Here is a 20,563-nt window from a genome sequence, read left to right on the forward strand (position 1 = left end):
GGGTGAGGGGGTTCTAACGCTTGTGGCTGAACTGTAAAGGCGATCAGTTCAAGCACTCCGTCGATGTTCGTCAGCACATCGTTGTTCCAAAAGCGGAGAACCAAATAGCCCATAGATTCCAAAATCTCCGTCCGCCGTCGGTCTGCTGTCGTTCGTGTCCCATGCTGACCGCCATCGACTTCAACGATGAGGTTCGCGTCAACGCAAATGAAGTCGACGATAAAGCGATCAACCGGTGCCTGACGCCGAAACTTCAGGCCCAGAAATCGTCTGTCGCGAAGCCTGAACCACAATTTTCGCTCGGCAGGTGTGGCTTGGCTTCGGAGCCGCTTTGCCAGACTTCGACCCTTCATCCCCCTCACCCTACCCTCTCCCCACTGGGGAGAGGGGGAGATTGCCGCGAGGCTACACATACACAACCCGCGCACAATGCGCGGGAATGACAACACTCATTCCTCGCGTCCTGCCTACTCCTTCTTCTCCGCCTGCTTCTGGAGCCGCTCCTCCTCGTACTGGATGAACCAGCCGATCATCTGCCGCCACAGCGCCTCGGCCAGTTCCGGCGGTAGGCCCTGCTTCGCCGCACGCACCCGCACCCGGTCGATCACCTGCTGGATGCGCCACGGGATGCGTGCCTCGGCTGGCGAGTTCTTGAGCTGCCAGGCGCGGTCGACGAAGGTGAAGCGCTCGCCGATAAGGTCGACCAGGGCCTGATCGATACGGTCGATCTCGGCCCGCACCTCCTCCATGTTGGCGCAATCCTTGGCTTTGCGTGGTGCCATGACTGATCGTCCTTCAACAGGAGCCGCCGGACAAGACGGCATCGGCCTCGATCTCGACGAGCCAGTCGGGGCTGACGAAGGCCGAGACCTGAAGCATGGTGTTTGCGGGGCGAATGTGGGCGAAGAATTCGCCGTGCACGCGGCCCACCGCCTCCCAATGGGCGATGTCAGTGAGATAAACCCGCGTACGGATGACGTCCTCGAGGCCAGATCCGGCCTCCTCGAGCGCCTTGCCGATCGTCTCGAGGATCGCTCTGGCCTGTGCCGCGGGGTCGCCGATGGCGACCGGCTTGCCGCCGGAGCCTGCCGTGGTGCCGCTCACCGCGACGAGATTGCCGACCCGCACCGCACGGCAAAAGCCGACGATCTTCTCGTAGGGGCTTGCCGAGGAAACCGACAGACGCTTGGCCTTGTGTTCGGTCATGCCTTGCTCCACCAATCCTTGGGCTTGGCCGATGGCCCCGCCGCTTCTTCCATCACCTGTCCGACGCGAAACAGCGTCTCCTCGTCGAACGGCCGGCCGATGAGCTGCAGCCCGAGGGGCGTGCCTTCCGACGAGAGGCCCGCCGGCACGGAGATGCCCGGCAACCCCGCCATGTTCACCGTCACCGTGAAGATGTCGTTCAGATACATCTCGACCGGATCGCCGGACTTCTCGCCGAGCGCGAAGGCAGGCCCCGGCGTGGTCGGCGTCAGGATCGCATCGACGCTCTCGAACGCCTCATCGAAGTCGCGCTTGATCAAGGTCCGCACTTTCTGCGCCTTGAGGTAGTAGGCGTCGTAATAGCCCGCCGACAACACATAGGTGCCGATCAGGATGCGCCGCTTGACCTCCGTCCCGAAGCCCCCCTCGCGCGTGTTCTCGTACATGGAGATCACGTCCGAGCCCGGCTCGCGCAGGCCGTAGCGCACGCCGTCATAGCGGGCGAGGTTCGACGAGGCTTCCGCCGGCGCGACAATATAATAAGACGGCAGCGCGTATTTGGTGTGCGGCAGGCTCACGTCCTTGATCTTGGCGCCGGCATCCTTGAGCCAGGCGATGCCCTGCTTCCATAATGTCTCGATCTCGGGCGCCATGCCGGCCACGCGGTATTCCTTGGGGATGCCGATGGTGAGGCCTTTGACGCCCTGCCCCACCGCCGCCTCGAAATCCGGCACGGGCAGGCCGGCGCTCGTGGTGTCCTTTGGATCGTGGCTCGCCATGACCTTCAGCAGGATCGCGGCGTCGCGCACGGTCCGCGCGATCGGCCCTGCCTGGTCGAGCGACGAGGCGAAGGCGACGATGCCCCAGCGCGAGCAGCGGCCGTAGGTCGGCTTGATGCCGACCGTGCCGGTGACGGCCGCGGGCTGGCGGATCGAGCCGCCGGTGTCGGTCGCCGTCGCGCCCATGCAGAGCCGCGCGGCCACCGCGGCGGACGAGCCGCCGGACGACCCGCCTGGCACGAGCTTGGCGTCAGAGCCTTCCCGCCGCCAGGGATTGACCACCGGGCCGTAATGGCTCGTTTCGTTCGACGAGCCCATGGCGAACTCGTCGTTGTTGAGCTTGCCGAGCATCACCGCGCCTTCCGCCCACAGATTGGCGGTGACCGTCGACTCGTAGGTCGGGGTGAAGCCGTGGAGAATGTGCGAGCACGCCGTGGTGCGCACGCCCTTGGTGCAGAATAAGTCCTTGATGCCGAGGGGGATGCCTTCGATCGCGCCGCCCTCCCCCTTGGCGAGGCGCGCGTCGCTCGCCCTCGCCATTTGCATCGCGCGCTCCGGCGTCGGCAGGACGTAGGCGTTGAGCGCTTCGTTTGCGGTCTCGATCGCCGCAAGATGCGCTTGCGTGAGCTCGCGCGCCGAGAACGACTTTGCCGCCAAGCCTTCGCGCGCTTCGGCGATGGTGAGGTCTGTCAGTTTGGTCACGGGGCTTAACGCTTCACGTCAGGGCAAGGGACATAGTGATTGAACGCATCCGGCTTCGCCGGCGGCTGGTCGCCTTCGGCCTCGACCCCCTCGTCTTCAACCTCGACGGGCTCCTTGCCGAGCTCGACCGGGTCCATGTCGTCGGCGAAGGAGGGCAGGTCTTGCGCGTCCGAGCTTTGCTGCTGCGTGACGTCGGTGAGCCGCGTCACGGCAAGGCCGCCGTCGGCCTTGCGCGCGATGGCGAACATGTCGGGATAGATGAAGCCCCCCTCGTCGCACATCGCCGTCGCCACCCACTGCGCGTTCTCCCGCGGCGTGACCTGCACGAAGTCGCAGCGCTGCGCGTAGGTGGCGATCCCGCTCCGGTCCAAGGTGTAAAAGTCGAAGTCCTCGCCCAGCTCCTCGGCGGTCTCCGTCTTGAGCATGGTGCAGCCTTCCGCGCTGGAGGCGAATGTTCCGTCAGGTAAGTCTTCGCCGAAGGCCGCGGCCATGCCGCCGAGCCAAGCGCCAAACACGACCAGAAGGAGTTTCCGCATTCCTGCCTCCTACTCGACGATCTTCGGCACGACGAAATAATGGTCGTCGACCTTGGGCGCATTCTTGACGATGTCGTCGGCGCAGAAGCCGTCCGTCACTTCGTCCTTGCGCTGCTTCATGGTCATGGCGGCGACCCGCGTCATCGGCGGCACGGCGCTCGTGTCGATCTCGTCGAGCTGCGCCACCCAGTCGAGGATGCCCGACAGCTCCGTCTCGAGCCGCTCCGCCTCCTCGTCGGTGATGGCGATGCGGGCAAGGCGGGCGATGCGGCGGACTGTGGCGCGGTCGACGGACATGGCGGCGTTCCTGTAACACTGAACCTGGAGCAGCATCAACTTGGGGTCTTCGAGGGCCGTCATACCGGCGAAAGCCGGTATCCAGAATCACGGATTCAGTGCTGGCTGCCCTGGATTCCGGCTTTCGCCGGCATGACGCTACACGGTGAACGGTACGCCGACCTCGGGCACCAGGACCCGGCTTCCGCCCATTTCGGCGACAAACTTGTCGGCCGTCTGATCGATGACCGGGAAGGTCCCGTAGTGGCACGGCACGATCGTCTCGAAGTCGAAGAACCGCTTGCAGGCGAGCGCCGCGGTCTTGGCGCCCATCGTGTAGCGGTCGCCGACGGGGACGAAGCCGATCTGCGGCCGGTAGAGCTCGTTGATCAGCGCCATGTCGGAGAAGATCGCCGTGTCGCCCATATGATACACGGTCTTGCCTTCGTGTGCGGCGATCACGATCCCGCAAGGATTGCCGAGATAGAGCGGCTTCCCGTCCACCATGTTGGACGACGAGTGAAAGGCCGGAACGAAGGTCAGGTCGAAGTCCTCATGCGGCTGCGTGCCGCCGGTGTTGCCGTGGTCGGTCTTCCTGGCGCCGCGCAGCTGCAGATAGGTGGCAAGCTCATGCACCGCGATGAGGGTCGCGCCGGTCTTCTCGCAGATGGCGAGCGTATCGCCGAGATGGTCCTCATGGCCATGGGTGAGCGCCACGTGGGTGACCCCTTCCATCACCTTGCTCTTGGCAATGCCGGACTTTTCGAACGTGGCGTTGCCGGTGAGGAACGGATCGATCAGGATGACGCTTGCGCCCGTCTCGATGCGGAAGCAGGAATGTCCGAACCACGTAATCTTCATTGTCTCACCCTTAGACTGCCGAAGTGACGTCAACACCGCCCCTTCCTATCGAAGACTTGGCCGCGATTCTACCGCCGGACGCGCGGCTGCTCGGCCTCGATGTCGGCACCAAGACCATCGGCCTGGCGCTCTCCGACGTCACCCGCTCTATCGCTACGCCGTATGACACCTTGCGCCGCACCAAGTTCACGGCGGACGCCAAGCACATCGCCGGGATCGTCGGCCAAATGGGCGTCGGCGGGCTGGTCGTCGGCCTGCCCATCAATCTCGACGGCACCGAGGGGCCCCGGGCACAATCCACCCGCGCCTTCGCCCGCAATCTCGCCGGGCATGTTTCGGTGCCCATGGCGTTCTGGGACGAGCGGCTCTCCACCGCCGCCGTCGAGCGCCTCCTGATCGAGGCGGATGCGTCCCGCAAGCGCCGGGCCGAGGTCATCGACCGCATGGCGGCGGCCTATATCCTGCAAGGCGCGCTCGACCGGCTTAAGCGCCTCGGCGAAGGCGCAGGCTAGGTCGGAGTCGCCTCGAACAGCATGTAGTCGGTCGGCGCCTCGGGGCAGAACCCCGTGCCGCACAGCGCGATGGTCGAGAATACATTGCCGATGGCGAGCACGAGAAACAGCAGAAGCGCCGAGAGCGGCAGCGGTTTCAGGCGGGACGACATGGGCTCCGCTCTGGCGAATTGCCGGTCGTCCAGCAACATGATGGCGCAGCCGACAACGATGACGACGAACGCGATGAACGCCCAGGTGTAGAGGTGAAGGTCAAAGACAGGAGGGCCGTAGGACCCCGTGCCCGGAACAATGTGCAACAGGATCTGGCGCATCGCTATGGCGGCGCCGGCGACCGCGCCGATGATGGCGACGCCGTAGTGGCTCGGCCTTGGACCGAAGACGAGGTTGAGCGCGATACCGAAGCCCGCAGCCAAGAAGCCCGCGCGTTGCAGAATGCACAAAGGACACGGCAGATCGCGGAACCAGAGCTGATCGATAAAGGCCAGAGTCAACACCGTGCCGATGCCCAGAAGGCCGATGGCGTTGAGGAGCCTCGACAGATCGGCGGACACGCACGTCTCCTTAGGTCAGAGCTGAATGTTCAGGACTTCGGTCACATGGAAGCGGAACAGCACCAGCATCACCAGAAGCCCCACGACCCAGAAGCCCATGGCCACGCCGCGGTGCCGCAACCACGCCGCACCGATCGCGCAGGCGAACAAAACAAAGGGTAAGCTCATCATCGCGCAGCCCTCCCGTATGTCCCCCGGACGCTCTCAGAGCCCCTGCCTGCTCAACTCGTCTTGTGATTCGTTTAGGCCAAGGTATTGAAAATTCGGCCTTGTTGACAACCCCCTTAGGCAGGGCAACGAGACCGCCGCGAGACCGGCGGCCTCATCTGCCGATCATACCCGGCGCCAAGCCTTTTAGCAGGGGGCGCACCAACACCGCAGCGGACCGCAAACCCGGTACCGGCCCCAGCCGCACCGTCCCCGGCGGAAGCAACCGGCCTTCTCGACCGGCGAGTAGGTCTTGGCAACCGTCGGGAGGTTCACCGTGGCGGACTTCCAGTTCGTCGCTTCAGCCTTCCACGCAATGCCTCCGGCGAGCATGACCGCCGCCGCAAGCCCAAAGGCAACCGCAAGCTTACGCATCGTCATCGTCTCCTGGTTAGAACGCCCTGCCCCATGAACGGGAGAGCGAGTTTAGAGTAATCCACATTGCGGGATGATGTCATGGTGCGCCCTAAGCAGCGTTCCCAAACGCTTAAGCACTTCACGCCAATTGCAGCCCGGCGCGGTCGAGGATGGCGCGCGCGTCGATCTTGGATGCATCGGCGCCATAGGTGTTGCGGCTCCGCCCTTCGAGGCGCGTGGCGAGATAGGCGTCGCTCACCGCCGGGGGTGAATGGGCCAGAAGGAGCGCCCCGGCTTGGGCGAGCGCGAGCTCCTCGACAAGCGCCCGCGCCGCACTTTGATCTCGCTTGGCTTGCGCCAGCAGCGTTTCGATCCTCTCAAGCGCAGTCTTCAATCTTGGCTCACCGGCGGCAATCTCGCCGATGGCTTCGAGCACGAGCATCACGGTCTCGGGCGCGCGCTCCAGCACGCGCAACACGTCAAGGCACATCACATTGCCCGACCCTTCCCAGATGGCGTTGACCGGCACCTCGCGATAGAGGAGCGGGAAACCGCCCTCCTCCACGTAGCCGTTGCCCCCGAGGCACTCCATGGCCTCGTAGGCGAGCCCCGGTGCAGTTTTGCACACCCAATATTTCGTCACCGGCGTCATCATCCGTCGATACGCGGCCTCGCTCTCCTCCGCGCCGCCATCGAAGGCGCGCGCCAGCCTGAAGCTGAGCGCGGTCGCCGCCTCCACGTCGAGCGCCATGTCGGCGAGCACCTGCGTCATCAGCGGCTGGTCGATGAGCAGCCTCTGGAACACGCTGCGGTGGCGCGCGTGATGAATGGCGCGGGCCAGCGCCTGACGCATGAGGCCCGCCGACGACACCGCGCAGTCGAGCCGGGTCAAAGTCACCATGTCGATGATGGTGGCCACACCCCGCCCCTCCTCGCCGACGAGGAAGGCGCGCGCGCCTTCAAACTCGACCTCGGACGAAGCGTTGGAGCGATTGCCGAGCTTGTCCTTGAGCCGTACCAGACGAAGCCCGTTGAGCGTGCCGTCCTCGTTGAGCCGCGACAGCAGGAAGCAGGAGAGCCCGCCTTTCGCCTGCGCCAGCACGAGGAACGCGTCCGACATCGGCGCCGAGAGGAACCATTTATGTCCGGTGATGGCGTAGGGCGCGCCGGGATCAGCGCCGTCGAGCGGCTCCGCCCGCGTGGTATTGGCGCGCACGTCAGTGCCCCCTTGCCGCTCGGTCATGCCCATGCCGAGCGTGACGGCCGACTTGACCTTGGCGGGCGCCGCGCCCGGGTCATAGGTGCGGCTCAGTATCTTCGGCAGCCACTCAGCCGCGAGCGACGGCGCGTGGCGAAGCGACGCCACCGCCGCATGGGTCATGGTGATGGGACAGCAATGGCCGGGCTCCATCTGCGCCGCCATGTAGCTGCCGGCCGCGCGCGCCACGTGCGCGCCCGGTTTCGGCTTCTCGCCGGTGAGCAGATGCTCCCATGTCGAGCAGTGGAGGCCCTGCGCCATGCTGATGGCCATGACCTCGTGATAGGCGGGGTGGAACGCCACGTGGTCGACGCGGCGCCCCTTCGCGTCGAAATTCTGAAGCTCAGGCGGATGCGCGTTGGCGCGCCGCCCGAGCTCGATGGCCGTGGCGCTTCCCGTAACGCCGCCGAACAATTGGAGGTCCGCCGCCGCCCACGCCGCGCCCTCCCGCCTAACCGCCTCCCGCAAGGCGCTGTCCGACGCGAACAGGTTCACATCGGCAAAAGGCGGGCTTTGATTGAACGCCGCATCGTCCCGGGAAGGCTCGGCCATCGCGCCTCACGCTGCCAGAGGTCCGTTACGGCGAGCTTACCTTAAATGAGCGCCCGCGCTTGATGCCGGCGGCGCGCGAGCCTATACAGTGCGCTTTAATGAGCATCGCCGCAGAAGCTCCACACCCGACCTTTTCTCACCGCCATCTTATTGGAATAGAAGGCCTTTCGCGCGCCGAGATCACGGCGCTGCTCGACCTCTCCGAGGAGGCCGCCAAGCTCGGGCGCCAGATCAACAAAAAACGCGACGATCTGCGCGGCCGCACCCTGATCAACCTGTTCTTCGAGTCCTCGACCAGGACCCAAAGCTCCTTCGAGCTTGCGGGCAAGCGGCTCGGCGCCGACGTCATGAATATGGCGATCCCGACCTCGTCGGTGCAGAAGGGCGAGACCTTGATCGATACGGCCGTGACCTTGAACTCGATGCGGCCCGATCTGCTCGTGGTCCGCCATCATGCGGCCGGCGCGGTCGAGCTGCTCTCCCAGAAGGTCGACTGCTCGGTGATCAACGCCGGGGACGGCAGCCACGAGCATCCCACCCAAGCCCTGCTCGACGCGCTGACCATCCGCCGCCACAAGAAGCGCATCGAAGGCCTGATCGTGGCGATCTGCGGCGACATCCTCCATTCGCGGGTCGCCCGCTCGAATATTCTCCTGCTCAATACGCTCGGCGCCCGGGTCCGGGTGGTCGCCCCCTCCACCCTGCTTGGCGCCGGCATCGAGCGGCTCGGCGTCGAGGTCTATACCTCCATGCGCGAGGGGCTCGCTGATGCCGACATCGTCATGATGCTCAGGCTCCAGCGCGAGCGCATGGTGTCGAGCCTGGTCCCGAGTCAGCGGGAATACTTCCACTTCTTCGGTCTCGACTACGACAAGCTCGCGTGCGCGAAGCCCGACGCGCTCGTCATGCACCCGGGCCCGATGAACCGCGGGGTGGAGATCGACTCCAACGTCGCCGACGACGCGCGCAGCCTTATCCGCGAGCAAGTGGAGATGGGCGTTGCCGTGCGCATGGCCGTGCTTCTGGCGCTCGCCCGCCATCTGCCGAATCAATGACCGAGATGCCGCCGCAAGACCAAGATCATCGCCCGCCGCGGCGCCCGCTTGCGCTTCTCAACGCGCGGCTGATCGACCCCGCCACGGGTCTCGATGCGTTCGGCGGCATGCTGATCGCCGGCGGCGTCATCGCCGATCTCGGCATGCACATCACCGAGGGGACGATCGAGGGCGCCGAGACCCTCGATTGCGGCGGCCGCGCCGTCGCGCCCGGCCTGATCGACATGATGGTGTTTGCCGGCGAGCCAGGCCACGAGCACCGCGAAACCCTGGCGACGGCGAGCCGGGCGGCGGCTGCGGGCGGCGTCACGACCATGCTCTGCATGCCCGACACCGACCCCGTCATCGACGACGTGGCGCTGGTCGATTTCATCTTGCGCCGCGCCCGCGACACCGCGCTCGTCAACGTCCATCCCATGGCGGCGATGACCAAAGGTCTCCTCGGCGAAGAGATGGCCGAGATCGGCCTCCTCTACGATGCCGGCGCCATCGCCTTCACCAACGGCAAGACGAGCGTCGCCAATGCGCGGGTCATGCGCAACGTGCTCGCCTACGCCAAGGACTTCGGGGCACTGATCGTGCATCACCTGGAAGACGCCTCGCTCTCCCAAAGCGGCGTGATGAATGAGGGCGAGATCGCGACGCGGCTCGGCCTGCGCGGCGTCCCAGCCGCGGCCGAGACCATCGTGCTGGAGCGCGACATCCGCCTCGTCGAGCTGACCGGCGGGCGTTACCACGCCGGCCAGATCTCCTGCCGTGCTTCGCTCGACGTCATTCGCGACGCCAAGGCGCGCGGCCTCCCTGTCACCTGCGGCGTCTCCATCAACCACCTCACCTTGAACGAGCACGACATAGGCTCCTACCGGACGTTCTTCAAGATGAAGCCGCCGCTGCGCGCCGAGGGCGACCGGCGCGCCATGATCGAGGGCGTGGCGAGCGGCGACATCGACGTCGTCGTGTCGGCACACGACCCGCGCGGCGCGGAAGGCAAGCGCCGTCCCTTCGCCGAGGCCGCCGACGGCGCCGTCGGCCTCGAGACCCTGCTCGGGGCCGCGCTTCGCTTCTATCACAACGGCGAAGTGACCTTGCACCGCCTGCTGAAGGCCATGTCCGCCAACCCGGCCAAGCTGCTCGGCCTTGGCACCGGACGCCTCGCCAAGGGCGCTCCCGCCGATCTCGTCTTGATCGATCTCGAAATGCCGTGGACGGTCGAGCCCGAGCGTCTGTGCTCCAAGTCCAAGAACACCCCCTTCGACGGGGCGCGCCTCGAGGGCCGGGCGCTCGTGACATTCGTTGCCGGGCGGCCCGTCTATCACTACGCTTGAGCGGGGCTAGCGAGAGGGTGATCCATGCCGCCTTCCGGGGATTGGAGCAACGTCCTCCCGCTGATGCTCGGTCTTTGCCTCGTCAGCTTCGCGATCGGCTATCTGCTTGGCTCCATCCCGTTCGGCCTCATCCTCACGCGCCTCGCCGGCCACGAAGACCTGCGCAAGATCGGCTCCGGCAATATCGGCGCCACCAATGTGCTGCGCACCGGCAGCAAGGGGCTCGCGGCCCTCACGCTCCTGCTCGATGCGTTGAAAGGCACGGCCGCGGTGATGATCGGCGCGCAGTTCGGCCCCTATGCCGCAACGGCCGCCGGGCTCGGCGCCTTTCTGGGCCATTTGTTCCCGGTCTGGCTCGGCTTTCGCGGCGGCAAGGGTGTCGCGACCTATATCGGCGTGGCGCTCGGCCTCTATTGGCCGGCGGCTTTAGCGTTCTGCCTCGTGTGGCTGATGGTCGCGGCGGCCACGCGCTATTCGTCGCTTGCCGCACTGGTGGCGAGCGCCGCCACATTGGGCGCCCTCGCCCTCACCAGTGAGTGGCGCATCGCGGCGCTGTTCCTTTTGCTCACCGTCCTTCTCTATGCCCGCCACGCTCAGAATATCGGCCGGCTCGTGAAAGGCGAGGAGGCGCGGATTGGCCAAAGCAAGCAAAGCACCTGAGGCGCGCAAGCGCCTCAACAACGCCCAGCGGCTCGCTTGGCTCCGGCTGATCCGCAGCGAGAACGTCGGCCCCGCCACATTTCGCGCGCTGGTCAACGAATTCGGCGGCGCGGACGCGGCCATCGAGGCGCTGCCCGCGCTGTCGCGCCGCGGCGGCCGTACGCACGCCATCAGGCTGTGCACCGCCGCGGAAGCTGAAGCCGAGCTCGAGGCGGCCGAGCGCTTCGGCGCGCAGCTTGTCGCCGTCGGCGAGCCGGGCTATCCGCCCGCTCTCGCCCAGGTCGATGGACCGCCGCCAGTCATCTACGTGAAGGGCCGGATCGAGCTTGCCGACATGCCCATCGTCGCCATGGTCGGCGCCCGCAACGGTTCCGCCGTCGGGCAGAAATTCACACGCCAGATCGCCAGTGGGCTCGGGCTGGAGGGCTTCGTGGTCGCCTCGGGGCTTGCCCGCGGCATCGACACCGCCGCCCATACCGCCGCCCTGCCCCATGGCACCATCGCCGTCGTCGCCGGCGGCATCGACGTCGTCTATCCGCCGGAGAACGAGGCGTTGCAGGAGGACATCGGCACGCGCGGCCTTATCATCAGCGAGCGGTCGCCGGGCTTTTCCCCGCGCGGCAAGGACTTCCCCCGCCGCAACCGGCTGATCTCGGGGATCTCGCTTGGGGTCGTCGTGGTCGAGGCGGCGGAGCGCTCCGGCTCGCTCATCACCGCGCGGCTCGCCGGCGAGCAGGGCCGCGAGGTGTTCGCCGTCCCCGGCAGCCCGCTCGACCCGCGCGCCGCCGGCACCAACAATCTCCTGAGGCAGGGAGCGACCCTCGTCACCAATGTCAGCGACATCGTCGAGACGCTCGCGCCGATTTTGGGCCGCCCACCCGCGCCGCCGGTCGAGCTTGCCTCCTCCGACGAGGCCGCGACGCCGGCGCCACTTCCCGATATCGGCCAGAGCGAGCGGGCGCGCATCGTGGAGGCGCTTGGGCCGAGCCCCGTCGACATCGATGAATTGATCCGCGCGACGGGCATCGAGACGCGCAAGGTGCACATCGTGCTGCTCGAGCTCGACCTTGCCGGCCGGCTGCAGCGCCACGGTCGGCAGCTCGTCTCGCTGATCGAGCCGTGAGGCCGTTCAGCCGCGCTGCGACTTCTCGTTGTTGGCCTCTTCCAGGGCGACGCTGATGAGATAGGCCAGGAAGGGCAATTCGGCCTGTTGCGCCACGACGCGCAGGCCTTCCAACAGCGATGCGATGTATTCTGCCGCCTCCAGGCGCTTCAGCTCGGTTTCGTCGTCTTGTGAGCCTGACTTTACTGGAGGCCGGGCGCGGGACCCTGCCATTCTACTCCGCCTTATGTCGCGCCCATTGGTCCCCACCGCCGCCTCTGAATCGCAGTCTTCGACGGCGGTTGCCGCACCAAGAACACACTTCGGATTAACACCTTGAGGTTGCTATTAGTTAATATAGACAGCTAGAAGTTGTCAATCGCCCGATCGGTAAATTTGACAGCGGCCGGTCGAAGCACCATTTTCCGGCGTACCAGGGTCGATTCCAGACCTGCCGCCCTCAGCCGGACGCAATTTGCGCGGCTAGGAACGTCTCAATGAACATCGTCATCGTTGAATCGCCAGCCAAGGCAAAGACCGTCAACAAGTATCTGGGGCCCGGATACCGCGTGCTCGCCTCCTACGGGCACGTGCGCGATCTGCCCTCCAAGAACGGCTCGGTTGTCCCCGACAACGACTTCGAGATGCATTGGGACGTCGATCCCAAGGCGCAGAAACGCCTCAACGAGATCGCTCAGGCCCTGAAAGGCGCCAACAAGCTGATCCTCGCCACCGACCCCGACCGGGAGGGCGAGGCCATCTCCTGGCATGTGCTCCAGGTGCTCGACCGCAAGAAGGTCCTGACGGGCATTCCGGTCGAGCGCGTGGTGTTCAATGCCGTGACCAAGGAGGCGGTGCTCGACGCCATGCGCCACCCGCGCGAGATCGACGGGCCTTTGGTCAACGCCTATCTCGCCCGCCGGGCGCTCGACTATCTCGTCGGTTTCACCCTGTCGCCGGTCCTGTGGCGCAAGCTGCCGGGCGCCCGCTCGGCCGGCCGCGTCCAGTCGGTGGCGCTCAGGCTCGTCTGCGACCGCGAGCTCGAAATCGAGCGGTTCAAGACGCAGGAATATTGGTCGATCATCGCCGAGCTTGCCACGGCCAAGGCCGAGACCTTCCAGGCGCGCCTCGTCTCGGCCGAAGGCAAGAAGCTCGACAAGTTCGACATCCCCGATGAAGCGACCGCCGAGCGCCTCAAATCGGCGCTCGAAGGCGGGCGCTTCACCGTCGGTTCAATCGAAAGCAAGGCGCAGCGCCGCCATCCTGCCGCGCCCTTCACCACGTCCACCCTCCAGCAGGAGGCCTCGCGCAAGCTCGGCTTCTCGCCGCGCCAGACCATGCAGCTTGCCCAGCGGCTCTATGAAGGCGTCGATCTCGGCGGCGAGGCCGAGGGCCTGATTACCTATATGCGCACCGACGGCGTTCAGATCGTGCCCGAGGCGGTCGCCGCAATCCGCAAGCTCGTGACCGGTCTCTACGGCAATCGTTACGTGCCGCCCTCCCCGCGCGAATACGAAGCCAAGGCGAAGAACGCGCAAGAGGCACACGAGGCGATCCGGCCCACCGATTTCGGCAAACCGCCCGAGAAGGTCGCCCGTTATCTCGATGACGACGCGCTCAGGCTTTACAAGCTGATCTGGCAACGCTCCCTCGCAAGCCAAGCCTCGAGCGCCGAGATCGAGCGCACCACGGCTGAGATCGACGTAGCCGGCAAAGACGGCAAGCCCTACGGTGTTCGCGCCACCGGCTCGGTCATCCGCTTCGACGGCTTCCTCAAGATCTACGAGGAAGGCGTCGACGACGCGGTCGGCGAGGACGGCGCGCTGCCCGCACTGAACCAAGGCGACACGCTCAAGCCGCGCACCATCGCGGCGAAGCAGCACTTCACCGAGCCGCCGCCGCGCTACAGCGAGGCGACGCTTATCAAGAAGATGGAGGAACTCGGCATCGGCCGGCCGTCGACCTATGCCACCACGCTCAACGTGCTCCGCGACCGCGAATATGTCCGCATCGACAAGAAGCGGCTCGTGCCCGAGGACAAGGGACGCCTGGTCACCGCCTTTCTCGAGAGCTTCTTCAAGCGCTACGTCGAGTACGACTTCACCGCCGATCTCGAGGAGAAGCTCGATCAGATCTCGGCGGGGGAGCTCGAGTGGAAAGACGTCCTGCGCGACTTCTGGCGCGAGTTCATCGGCGCGGTGAACGATATCGGCGATCTGCGCATTACCGAGGTGCTCGACGCCCTCAACGATCTGCTCGGACCGCACGTGTTTCCCGACACGGGTGCGGGCGGCGATCCGAGGGCCTGCCCGTCCTGCGGTGAAGGGCGCTTAAGCCTTAAGGTCGGCAAGTTCGGCGCGTTCGTCGGCTGCTCCAACTATCCCGATTGCCGCTACACGCGGCAGCTCGCCGATACCGGCGACAAGGCGGCGCTGGCCGAGGGCAAGGTGCTCGGCACCGACCCCGAGACGGGCCTCGACGTCAGCGTGCGCACCGGCCGCTTCGGGCCGTATGTCCAACTCGGCGAGGCCAATGGCGACGAAAAGCCGAAGCGCGGCTCGATCCCCAAGGGCACCGACCCGGACAGCATCGACCTGGAGCGCGCGCTTGCGCTGCTGTCGCTGCCGCGCGAAGTCGGCCTGCACCCGGAGACCGGCAAGCCCATCACCGCCGGCTATGGCCGCTACGGTCCTTACATCCAGCATGACGGCAAATATGCGAGCCTGAGCACGCCCGAAGAGGTGTTCGAGGTTGGCGCAAACCGCGCCGTGAGCCTGCTCGCCGAAAAGGCGGCGAACCGGCGCCCGCGCGGCGCGAGCGTCATCAAGGAGTTGGGGGACCACCCCGAGGGTGGCGGCAAGATTCAGGTGCTCAACGGCCGCTACGGGCCCTACGTAAAGCACGGCAAGATCAACGCCACGTTGCCGAGGGATCGCGAACCAGAGCAGGTCACCTTGGCAGAGGCCGTGGAGTTGATCGCTGCCCGGGCCGCCAAGGGCCCAGTGAAAAAGGCTGCGAAGAAGGCGGCCAAGAAGGCCGCCAAGAAGCCTGCGCGCAAGAGCGGCAAGAGCAAAGAGGCCGCGGAAGGGGCGGCAGGCTAAGCGGCACAAGTGGCGAAAGCGAAAAAGGCCCCCTCGAAAAAGCCCGTGGGCAGGCTCCCCTCCAAGCAAGAGATCCTCGACTTTCTGGCGCAGTCGACCGCGCAGGCCGGCAAGCGCGAGATTGCGCGCGCGTTCGGCGTCAAAGGCGGCGATCGCATCGCGCTGAAAGAGCTGCTGCGCGTCATGGCCGAGGACGGCCTGATCGCCGGCTCGCGGCGCAAGCTGACCCGGCCAGGCACGCTGCCCCCCGTGACCGTGCTCGAGATCGTCAGCCGCGATAGGGACGGCGAGTTCGTCGCAAGGCCCGCGACCTGGGACGAGGAGCACGGCCCCCCGCCCCGCATTCTCATGGCCGAGAGCAAGCGCGAAGCGGGTCCCGCCGCCGGCATCGGCGACCGCGTGCTGGCGCACATCACCGCGCTCGGCGCCGACGGGGATTTTCCCTATCAGGCCCGCACCATCAAGCGCCTGCCGCGCACGGCGCGGAGCCTGCTCGGCATCTTCCGTGCGCTCAAGGACGGCAGGGGCGTCATCGACCCCGTCGACAAGAAGCAGCTGAAGGAATGGACCGTGCCGCGCGGCTCCACCGGCGATGCGGAGAACGGCGAGCTGGTCCGCTTCGAGGTCGCCCGTTCGGCCCGCTTCGGCGTACCCACGGCGCGCGTCACCGAGCGGCTTGGCAACCCCGAAGCGCAACAGGCGACGAGCCTCATCGCCATCCACGCCCACGGCATCCCTGACGTCTTCCCGCCGGCGGTGCTCGCCGAAGCCGATGCCGCCAAGGAGGCCGAGCTTGGCCGCCGCGAAGATCTGCGGCACGTGCCTCTGATCACCATCGACCCGTCGGACGCCCGCGACCACGACGATGCGGTGTGGGCCGAACCCGACCCCAACCCGAACAACCGGGGCGGCTGGGTCGTCATCGTCGCCATCGCCGACGTCGCTCATTACGTGAAACCCGGCAGCGCCCTCGACAAGGAGGCGCGCAAGCGGGGCAACTCTGTCTACTTCCCGGACCGCGTCGTGCCGATGCTGCCGGAGCGCATCTCCAACCATCTGTGTTCGCTGAAAGAGAACGAGCCGCGGCCCTGCCTCGCGGTGCGCATGATCTTCGACAAGGACGGGCGCAAGACGGGCCACCGCTTTTTCCGCGCCCTGATGCGCTCGGCCGCAAGCGTGAGCTACGAGCAGGCGCAAGCCGCCATCGACGGCCGCACCGACGAGACCACCGGCCCCCTTCTCGACACGGTGCTCAGGCCGTTATGGGGCGCCTATGCCAGCCTCGTCCTGTCGCGCACCGAGCGTGCGCCCCTCGACCTCGATCTGCCGGAGCGCAAGATCCTGCTCGACGACAAGGGCCGGGTGCGCGGCGTCGCCACCCCGCCTCGCCTCGACGCGCACCGCCTCATCGAGGAGTTCATGATCGCCGCCAATGTCGCGGCCGCCGAGACCTTGGAGGCCAAGCGCTCGCCGCTGATCTATCGCGTCCACGATGCGCCCTCGAAGGAGAAGCTCGCCGCGCTCGGCGAGTTCTTATCGACCATTGGCCTCAAGCTGCCCAAGGCGGGCACCATGAAGCCCGCGCAGTTCAATCGCATCCTCGCCGAGACGCGCGCCACGCCGACCGCCGAGCTCGTCGGCGAGGTGGTGCTTCGGAGCCAAGCGCAAGCCGAATACAGCCCGCACAATTTCGGGCATTTCGGACTGAACCTGCGCCGCTACGCCCACTTCACCTCGCCCATCCGCCGCTATGCCGACCTCATCGTGCACCGCGCGCTGATCCGCGCCCTCGATTTTGGACCTGGTGGCCTGACCGACGTCGAGATGGGCGAGCTGGAAGAGATCGCCACCGCCATCTCAGATACCGAGCGCCGTGCCATGGCGGCGGAGCGCGACACCGCGGACCGCCTCATCGCCGCCTATCTCGCCGACCGCATCGGCGCGACCTTCGCGGCGCGGGTTTCGGGTCTGGTGCGGACAGGCCTGTTCGTGCGGCTGACCGAGACCGGCGCCGACGGCTTCGTGCCGGCCTCGGCCATCGGCCATGAGTACTTTTATCATGACGAAGTGCGCCAAGCCCTGGTCGGCGAGGATACCGGGCTCGCCTACCAGCTCGGCGACCCTGTCGAGGTCCGACTGGTCGAGGCCATCCCCACCGCAGGGGCGCTACGCTTTGACCTGTTGAGCGAGGGGCGCCGGATCGGTATCAAGCCTGGACAGTCGCGCAGCGGAGCCCCGAGGACGCGCAAGCCGGCCAAGGGCAAGGGCCGCAGGAGTGGGCCGCGCAAGCGCCGCTAAGGGCCCTGGCAACCGGCCACGGGCCGGCAGCGCCACAAAGGATGGAGTGATGCAGAAGAGCGTTGGGCCCACGGCCCGCCAATATGAAGGCCGGTCGGCAGGGCCCCGCCCGATGCTTCAGTCGCTATTGCGCGGCGCCCGGCTCAAATGCCCGGCATGTGGGGCCGGCGCGATGTTCTATCGCTACCTGAAGGTCGCGGACCACTGCCCCCGTTGCGGTGAGGCGCTGCATCATCATCGCGCCGACGACGCCCCGCCATATTTCACCATCGTCATCGTCGGCCATGTCGTGGTCAGCCTAGTGCTGGCCGTGGAGATGGCATTCCGGCCGTCGCTGTGGCTCCACGCCGCCCTGTGGCTGCCGCTGACGGTGATCCTCGCGCTCGTCGTGCTGGCGCCGCTCAAAGGCACCTTGGTGGCCCTGCAATGGGCCCTCCTCATGCACGGGTTCGATCCCGAGGCGAAGGAAGAGATCGGCGACCGGCTGGCCCCACCCTCGTCTTGACTTCCGCCCCCGACCGATTAGGTTTCGCGCAAATTCGTAAGGTTCAGCCGAGGACGACATGGCCAAGCCCGTTACCCAGAAGATCAAACTCGTGAGCACCGCCGGCACGGGCTACTACTACGTGACCAAGAAGAATCCGCGCAATCAGACCGAGAAACTGGTCTTCAAGAAGTACGACCCGGTGGCGCGGAAGCACGTCGAGTTCAAGGAATCCAAGATCAAGTAGCGGCGTAGCGGTGGGCACCAGAAGGTGTCCTGAACCCTGCCAATGCGGGGTGCACTTCGCCGCGCCTCATCGAGGTCAGCGGCACATCAAGCATCATCGAGAAAGGCTGGCGGCCACCAAATAGGTGGCCGGCCGAAACGCGGCGCTAACGAGGAGGCCACTCAACCGCGCTCCGGCCGGCCGAACCCCACGGACCCAGGAGATGCGGCGGACCTGAGCATTCCGTAGGGTTATCGGGTTGGGAGGAGAGATCAGGAAGGCGCGCTGGAAAGCTTGGCGCTAGCCCCCTCACCCATTTTTTCGCCTCCCACGTCAATTCGTCGGAACTAAGTCAAATCATAAATACAACAGATGGTGGAATGAATTCAAACGTCAGCTCTTGTTTAATACGACAAAATACAAGGCATTGTAAAGTGTTAAGCATAGGGCCTCAGTTACCAGGTAAAGAAGGTCTCGAGCCGTTTCCGGTCCCCGGCGCCGCGAATCGGTACCACGAGTGCCAAGTGATTCGGCTCCGACCCGCCGCGGCCCGCCGAGTGAATGAGATTGCGGCAACTAGGCCGCGTCGGCGACTACCCGATTGCGCCCGTCGCGCTTGGCGCAATAGAGCGCCTGATCCGCCCTCTTCAGGATCATCTCGGGGGTGTCGTCGGGGAATTCGAGTGCGGCGACGCCGACGCTCGCGGTGACCTTGAGTGAACCGATGCGCTCGCCGGCGTGGAACGGGGCCGCCGCGATGCATTGCCGCAGCCGCTCGCCGACAAGGTACGCCTTGCCCAGGTCCGTATCCGGCATGACGACGACGAACTCCTCGCCGCCGAGCCGGCAGGCCAAGTCGATACCCCTGATATTGCGGCGCAGCCTGGTCGCGAATTCGCGCAGCACCGTGTCGCCCGCATCGTGGCCGTGCTCGTCGTTGATCGCCTTGAAGTGGTCGATGTCGAGCACGAGCACCGAGAGCGGCTTGCCGCGCTGGGCCGACTCCTCGAACAGGGTCTTGAGGTGGCTCGTCATGTAGCGGCGATTGTGCAGTGCTGTGAGCGGGTCGAGGATCGCCATCTCCACGGTCTCTTCGAGCCGCGTGCGCAAATGGTCGGTGTAGCGCTTGCGCTTGATCTGCGTGCGCACGCGCGCCAGAAGCTCGTTCGGGTCGACGGGGCGCACGATGTAATCGTTGATTCCCATATCGAGCCCTCGAAGCAGGCGCGCCTCTTCGCCGGGCTCGACGATGATCATGATGGGCAAGTGCCTGGTACGATCGAGCGAGCGCACCTGCGAGCAGAGCCGCAAGCCGTCGGCATGCTCGAGGTTGAGGCTGACGATCATCAGATCGAAATTGCCCTCCGGTAACAGCAGCAGCGCCCGCGCCGGGTCGGATTCCCGTTCCACATGCTGTTCCTCACCGAGCGCTTGCACGATGCGCTCGGCGGAGCGCTCGCGGTCCTCGACCAGCATGATGTGTCCGTCGCGTCCGGCTTGCTCGATCCTTGCATTCATGGCGGCCGCGAAGCCCATCTGCTCCTCGGTCGAGGCGCGCATCAACATCTCGTCGGTGAGGAGCTTGAGCCGCGCCAGGTTCTTGACCCGGGTGACGAGCGCCAGATCGTCCACCGGCTTGGTGAGGAAGTCGTCGGCCCCCGCCTCCAAACCCTTCACCCGGTCGGCAGGTTGGTCGAGCGCCGTGACGATGATGACGGGAATGTGCTGGGTGCGCGGCTCGGCCTTGAGGCGGCGGCATACCTCGAATCCGTCCATGCCCGGCATCATCACGTCAAGCAGGACGACGTCGGTCCCGTCACGCGTGCAGATTTGCAGTGCCTCCGCCCCGCTACGCGCGGTGCGCACTTCGAAATACTCGGCCGTGAGCCGGGCTTCGAGCAATTTTACGTTGGCGTCGACGTCGTCGACTACGAGAACGCGCGCGGTCATTTCTGCCTATCGTGCTTCGCCGATGAATTGCTTGACGGTATCGAGGAACATCGACACAGAGATCGGCTTCGAGATGTAGGCCTCGCAGCCGCCCTCACGAATGCGCTCCTCATCTCCCTTCATGGCGAACGCGGTGACGGCGACGACCGGAATCTCACGGAGATGATCGTCTTCCTTCAGCCATTTGGTGACTTCGAGGCCCGACACCTCGGGCAATTGGATGTCCATCAGGATGAGATCGGGGTGGTGCTCGCGGGCAAGCTCGAGCGCCTCCATGCCGTTGCGCGTCTGGAGCGTCCGGTAGCCATGCGCGTCGAGGAGATCGTGGAACAGCTTCATGTTCAGCTCGTTGTCCTCGACGATCAAGACGGTCTTGGTCATTGGCATCGGCCCCGGCGATTCGGTCCGTCCATGATCGACGATCTCACCATAATGCGCCATGGCAGTGGGAGCCTGCCTGACCCGCCAAAACATCGCCTTCACCCTTCCCTTGGAGGGCCGAGTGTCACCGTAAACCCGTAACCAAACCCTTTAGAGCCACGGCAAAACCGGCGGGAAACCG

General features: G+C 65.9%; 22 protein-coding genes. 9 read left to right on the forward strand and 13 right to left on the reverse strand.

The features are described from left to right. The 7 genes from ACRECX_RS01355 to ACRECX_RS01385 all read right to left on the reverse strand — a co-directional run. The coding region (locus ACRECX_RS01355) for an endonuclease domain-containing protein (protein WP_431557018.1) at positions 1 to 353 on the reverse strand (353 nt) is incomplete at its 3' end. Between the two features lie 114 nt (positions 354 to 467). After that, positions 468 to 782 (reverse strand): chorismate mutase, encoded by a 315-nt coding sequence (locus tag ACRECX_RS01360; protein ID WP_431557019.1) that lies wholly within the window; start codon positions 780 to 782, stop codon positions 468 to 470. A 13-nt stretch (positions 783 to 795) separates the two neighbouring features. Continuing rightward, the gene (locus tag ACRECX_RS01365) at positions 796 to 1,206 is read right to left on the reverse strand and encodes a RidA family protein (RefSeq protein WP_431557020.1); all 411 of its coding nucleotides are present in this window, start codon (positions 1,204 to 1,206) and stop codon (positions 796 to 798) included. Beyond that, the gene (gene gatA / locus ACRECX_RS01370; protein ID WP_431557021.1) at positions 1,203 to 2,687 is read right to left on the reverse strand and encodes an Asp-tRNA(Asn)/Glu-tRNA(Gln) amidotransferase subunit GatA; all 1,485 of its coding nucleotides are present in this window, start codon (positions 2,685 to 2,687) and stop codon (positions 1,203 to 1,205) included. The genes ACRECX_RS01365 and gatA overlap by 4 nt, the downstream gene beginning before the upstream one ends. A 5-nt stretch (positions 2,688 to 2,692) precedes the next feature. Continuing rightward, positions 2,693 to 3,223 carry a hypothetical protein gene (locus ACRECX_RS01375; protein WP_431557022.1) on the reverse strand — a complete coding sequence of 177 codons (531 nt, stop codon included), beginning with the start codon at positions 3,221 to 3,223 and terminating at the stop codon, positions 2,693 to 2,695. Positions 3,224 to 3,232: 9 nt separating this feature from the next. Next, positions 3,233 to 3,520: an Asp-tRNA(Asn)/Glu-tRNA(Gln) amidotransferase subunit GatC gene (gene gatC, locus ACRECX_RS01380; RefSeq protein WP_431557023.1), complete on the reverse strand. Its 288-nt coding sequence runs from the start codon at positions 3,518 to 3,520 to the stop codon at positions 3,233 to 3,235. 138 nt (positions 3,521 to 3,658) lie between these two features. After that, positions 3,659 to 4,360 (reverse strand): metal-dependent hydrolase, encoded by a 702-nt coding sequence (locus ACRECX_RS01385; protein ID WP_431557024.1) that lies wholly within the window; start codon positions 4,358 to 4,360, stop codon positions 3,659 to 3,661. Positions 4,361 to 4,383: 23 nt separating this feature from the next. Here ACRECX_RS01385 and ruvX point away from each other — a divergent pair, with 23 nt between their 5' ends. Beyond that, positions 4,384 to 4,872: a Holliday junction resolvase RuvX gene (ruvX, locus tag ACRECX_RS01390; RefSeq protein ID WP_431557025.1), complete on the forward strand. Its 489-nt coding sequence runs from the start codon at positions 4,384 to 4,386 to the stop codon at positions 4,870 to 4,872. On the opposite strand, the gene ACRECX_RS01395 is transcribed toward ruvX, so the two are convergent. The 3 genes from ACRECX_RS01395 to ACRECX_RS01405 form a co-directional block, all read right to left on the reverse strand. Then, entirely contained in the window at positions 4,869 to 5,426 is a 558-nt protein-coding gene (locus ACRECX_RS01395; protein WP_431557026.1) for a disulfide bond formation protein B, read from the reverse strand. The genes ruvX and ACRECX_RS01395 overlap by 4 nt on opposite strands. Positions 5,427 to 5,441: 15 nt before the next feature. Next, positions 5,442 to 5,597 (reverse strand): DUF5993 family protein, encoded by a 156-nt coding sequence (locus tag ACRECX_RS01400; protein WP_431557027.1) that lies wholly within the window; start codon positions 5,595 to 5,597, stop codon positions 5,442 to 5,444. A 532-nt stretch (positions 5,598 to 6,129) separates the two neighbouring features. Beyond that, positions 6,130 to 7,800: an isovaleryl-CoA dehydrogenase gene (locus ACRECX_RS01405; protein WP_431557028.1), complete on the reverse strand. Its 1,671-nt coding sequence runs from the start codon at positions 7,798 to 7,800 to the stop codon at positions 6,130 to 6,132. A gap of 98 nt (positions 7,801 to 7,898) precedes the next feature. On the opposite strand from ACRECX_RS01405, the gene ACRECX_RS01410 reads away from it, so the two are divergent. Genes ACRECX_RS01410 through dprA form a run of 4 tightly spaced genes read left to right on the forward strand, consistent with a single transcriptional unit; the run spans position 7,899 to position 11,963 of the window. Continuing rightward, a complete protein-coding gene (locus ACRECX_RS01410; protein ID WP_431557029.1) occupies positions 7,899 to 8,855 on the forward strand; it encodes an aspartate carbamoyltransferase catalytic subunit in 957 nt (318 codons plus the stop codon). A gap of 5 nt (positions 8,856 to 8,860) precedes the next feature. Then, a complete protein-coding gene (locus ACRECX_RS01415) occupies positions 8,861 to 10,180 on the forward strand; it encodes a dihydroorotase (protein WP_431557244.1) in 1,320 nt (439 codons plus the stop codon). A 24-nt stretch (positions 10,181 to 10,204) separates the two neighbouring features. After that, the gene (gene plsY, locus ACRECX_RS01420) at positions 10,205 to 10,840 is read left to right on the forward strand and encodes a glycerol-3-phosphate 1-O-acyltransferase PlsY (protein ID WP_431557030.1); all 636 of its coding nucleotides are present in this window, start codon (positions 10,205 to 10,207) and stop codon (positions 10,838 to 10,840) included. Beyond that, positions 10,815 to 11,963, forward strand: a complete 1,149-nt coding sequence (gene dprA / locus ACRECX_RS01425; RefSeq protein WP_431557031.1) for a DNA-processing protein DprA — start codon at positions 10,815 to 10,817, stop codon at positions 11,961 to 11,963. Before plsY ends, dprA begins: the two co-directional genes overlap by 26 nt. Before the next feature lie 6 nt (positions 11,964 to 11,969). Here dprA and ACRECX_RS01430 read toward each other — a convergent pair whose 3' ends face one another. After that, the gene (locus ACRECX_RS01430; RefSeq protein WP_431557032.1) at positions 11,970 to 12,176 is read right to left on the reverse strand and encodes a hypothetical protein; all 207 of its coding nucleotides are present in this window, start codon (positions 12,174 to 12,176) and stop codon (positions 11,970 to 11,972) included. Between the two features lie 263 nt (positions 12,177 to 12,439). On the opposite strand from ACRECX_RS01430, the gene topA reads away from it, so the two are divergent. The 4 genes from topA to rpmG all read left to right on the forward strand — a co-directional run bounded on the left by topA (position 12,440) and on the right by rpmG (position 18,072). Continuing rightward, positions 12,440 to 15,043 carry a type I DNA topoisomerase gene (topA, locus tag ACRECX_RS01435; protein WP_431557033.1) on the forward strand — a complete coding sequence of 868 codons (2,604 nt, stop codon included), beginning with the start codon at positions 12,440 to 12,442 and terminating at the stop codon, positions 15,041 to 15,043. Positions 15,044 to 15,088: 45 nt separating this feature from the next. Beyond that, a complete protein-coding gene (gene rnr / locus ACRECX_RS01440; RefSeq protein ID WP_431557034.1) occupies positions 15,089 to 17,341 on the forward strand; it encodes a ribonuclease R in 2,253 nt (750 codons plus the stop codon). 172 nt (positions 17,342 to 17,513) lie between these two features. Beyond that, complete coding sequence (locus tag ACRECX_RS01445) at positions 17,514 to 17,846, forward strand: DUF983 domain-containing protein (RefSeq protein WP_431557035.1); 333 nt, start codon at positions 17,514 to 17,516, stop codon at positions 17,844 to 17,846. A 58-nt stretch (positions 17,847 to 17,904) separates the two neighbouring features. Next, positions 17,905 to 18,072, forward strand: coding sequence for a 50S ribosomal protein L33 (rpmG, locus tag ACRECX_RS01450; RefSeq protein ID WP_431557036.1), 168 nt, complete (start codon positions 17,905 to 17,907; stop codon positions 18,070 to 18,072). 555 nt (positions 18,073 to 18,627) lie between these two features. Here the strand turns inward: rpmG and ACRECX_RS01455 are convergent. Next, positions 18,628 to 20,001 carry a PleD family two-component system response regulator gene (locus ACRECX_RS01455; RefSeq protein ID WP_431557037.1) on the reverse strand — a complete coding sequence of 458 codons (1,374 nt, stop codon included), beginning with the start codon at positions 19,999 to 20,001 and terminating at the stop codon, positions 18,628 to 18,630. A 6-nt stretch (positions 20,002 to 20,007) separates the two neighbouring features. Continuing rightward, on the reverse strand, positions 20,008 to 20,382 hold the full coding sequence (locus ACRECX_RS01460; RefSeq protein ID WP_431557245.1) for a response regulator: 375 nt from the start codon (positions 20,380 to 20,382) through the stop codon (positions 20,008 to 20,010). Positions 20,383 to 20,563: the final 181 nt, after the last annotated feature.

Origin of the sequence: Methyloceanibacter sp. (assembly GCF_050726195.1) — a bacterium.
Taxonomy (GTDB): Bacteria; Pseudomonadota; Alphaproteobacteria; order Rhizobiales; family Methyloligellaceae; genus Methyloceanibacter.

Bases quoted from the DNA above. Each gene is read 5' to 3' on its own strand.
- ACRECX_RS01360 (WP_431557019.1), bottom strand. From the start codon at position 782: ATGGCACCACGCAAAGCCAAGGATTGCGCCAACATGGAGGAGGTGCGG.
- ACRECX_RS01365 (WP_431557020.1), bottom strand. From the start codon at position 1,206: ATGACCGAACACAAGGCCAAGCGTCTGTCGGTTTCCTCGGCAAGCCCC.
- ACRECX_RS01375 (WP_431557022.1), bottom strand. From the start codon at position 3,223: ATGCGGAAACTCCTTCTGGTCGTGTTTGGCGCTTGGCTCGGCGGCATG.
- gatC (WP_431557023.1), bottom strand. From the start codon at position 3,520: ATGTCCGTCGACCGCGCCACAGTCCGCCGCATCGCCCGCCTTGCCCGC.
- ACRECX_RS01385 (WP_431557024.1), bottom strand. From the start codon at position 4,360: ATGAAGATTACGTGGTTCGGACATTCCTGCTTCCGCATCGAGACGGGC.
- ACRECX_RS01400 (WP_431557027.1), bottom strand. From the start codon at position 5,597: ATGATGAGCTTACCCTTTGTTTTGTTCGCCTGCGCGATCGGTGCGGCG.
- ACRECX_RS01405 (WP_431557028.1), bottom strand. From the start codon at position 7,800: ATGGCCGAGCCTTCCCGGGACGATGCGGCGTTCAATCAAAGCCCGCCT.
- ACRECX_RS01410 (WP_431557029.1), top strand. From the start codon at position 7,899: ATGAGCATCGCCGCAGAAGCTCCACACCCGACCTTTTCTCACCGCCAT.
- ACRECX_RS01415 (WP_431557244.1), top strand. From the start codon at position 8,861: ATGCCGCCGCAAGACCAAGATCATCGCCCGCCGCGGCGCCCGCTTGCG.
- plsY (WP_431557030.1), top strand. From the start codon at position 10,205: ATGCCGCCTTCCGGGGATTGGAGCAACGTCCTCCCGCTGATGCTCGGT.
- ACRECX_RS01430 (WP_431557032.1), bottom strand. From the start codon at position 12,176: ATGGCAGGGTCCCGCGCCCGGCCTCCAGTAAAGTCAGGCTCACAAGAC.
- topA (WP_431557033.1), top strand. From the start codon at position 12,440: ATGAACATCGTCATCGTTGAATCGCCAGCCAAGGCAAAGACCGTCAAC.
- ACRECX_RS01445 (WP_431557035.1), top strand. From the start codon at position 17,514: ATGTTCTATCGCTACCTGAAGGTCGCGGACCACTGCCCCCGTTGCGGT.
- rpmG (WP_431557036.1), top strand. From the start codon at position 17,905: ATGGCCAAGCCCGTTACCCAGAAGATCAAACTCGTGAGCACCGCCGGC.
- ACRECX_RS01455 (WP_431557037.1), bottom strand. From the start codon at position 20,001: ATGACCGCGCGCGTTCTCGTAGTCGACGACGTCGACGCCAACGTAAAA.
- ACRECX_RS01460 (WP_431557245.1), bottom strand. From the start codon at position 20,382: ATGACCAAGACCGTCTTGATCGTCGAGGACAACGAGCTGAACATGAAG.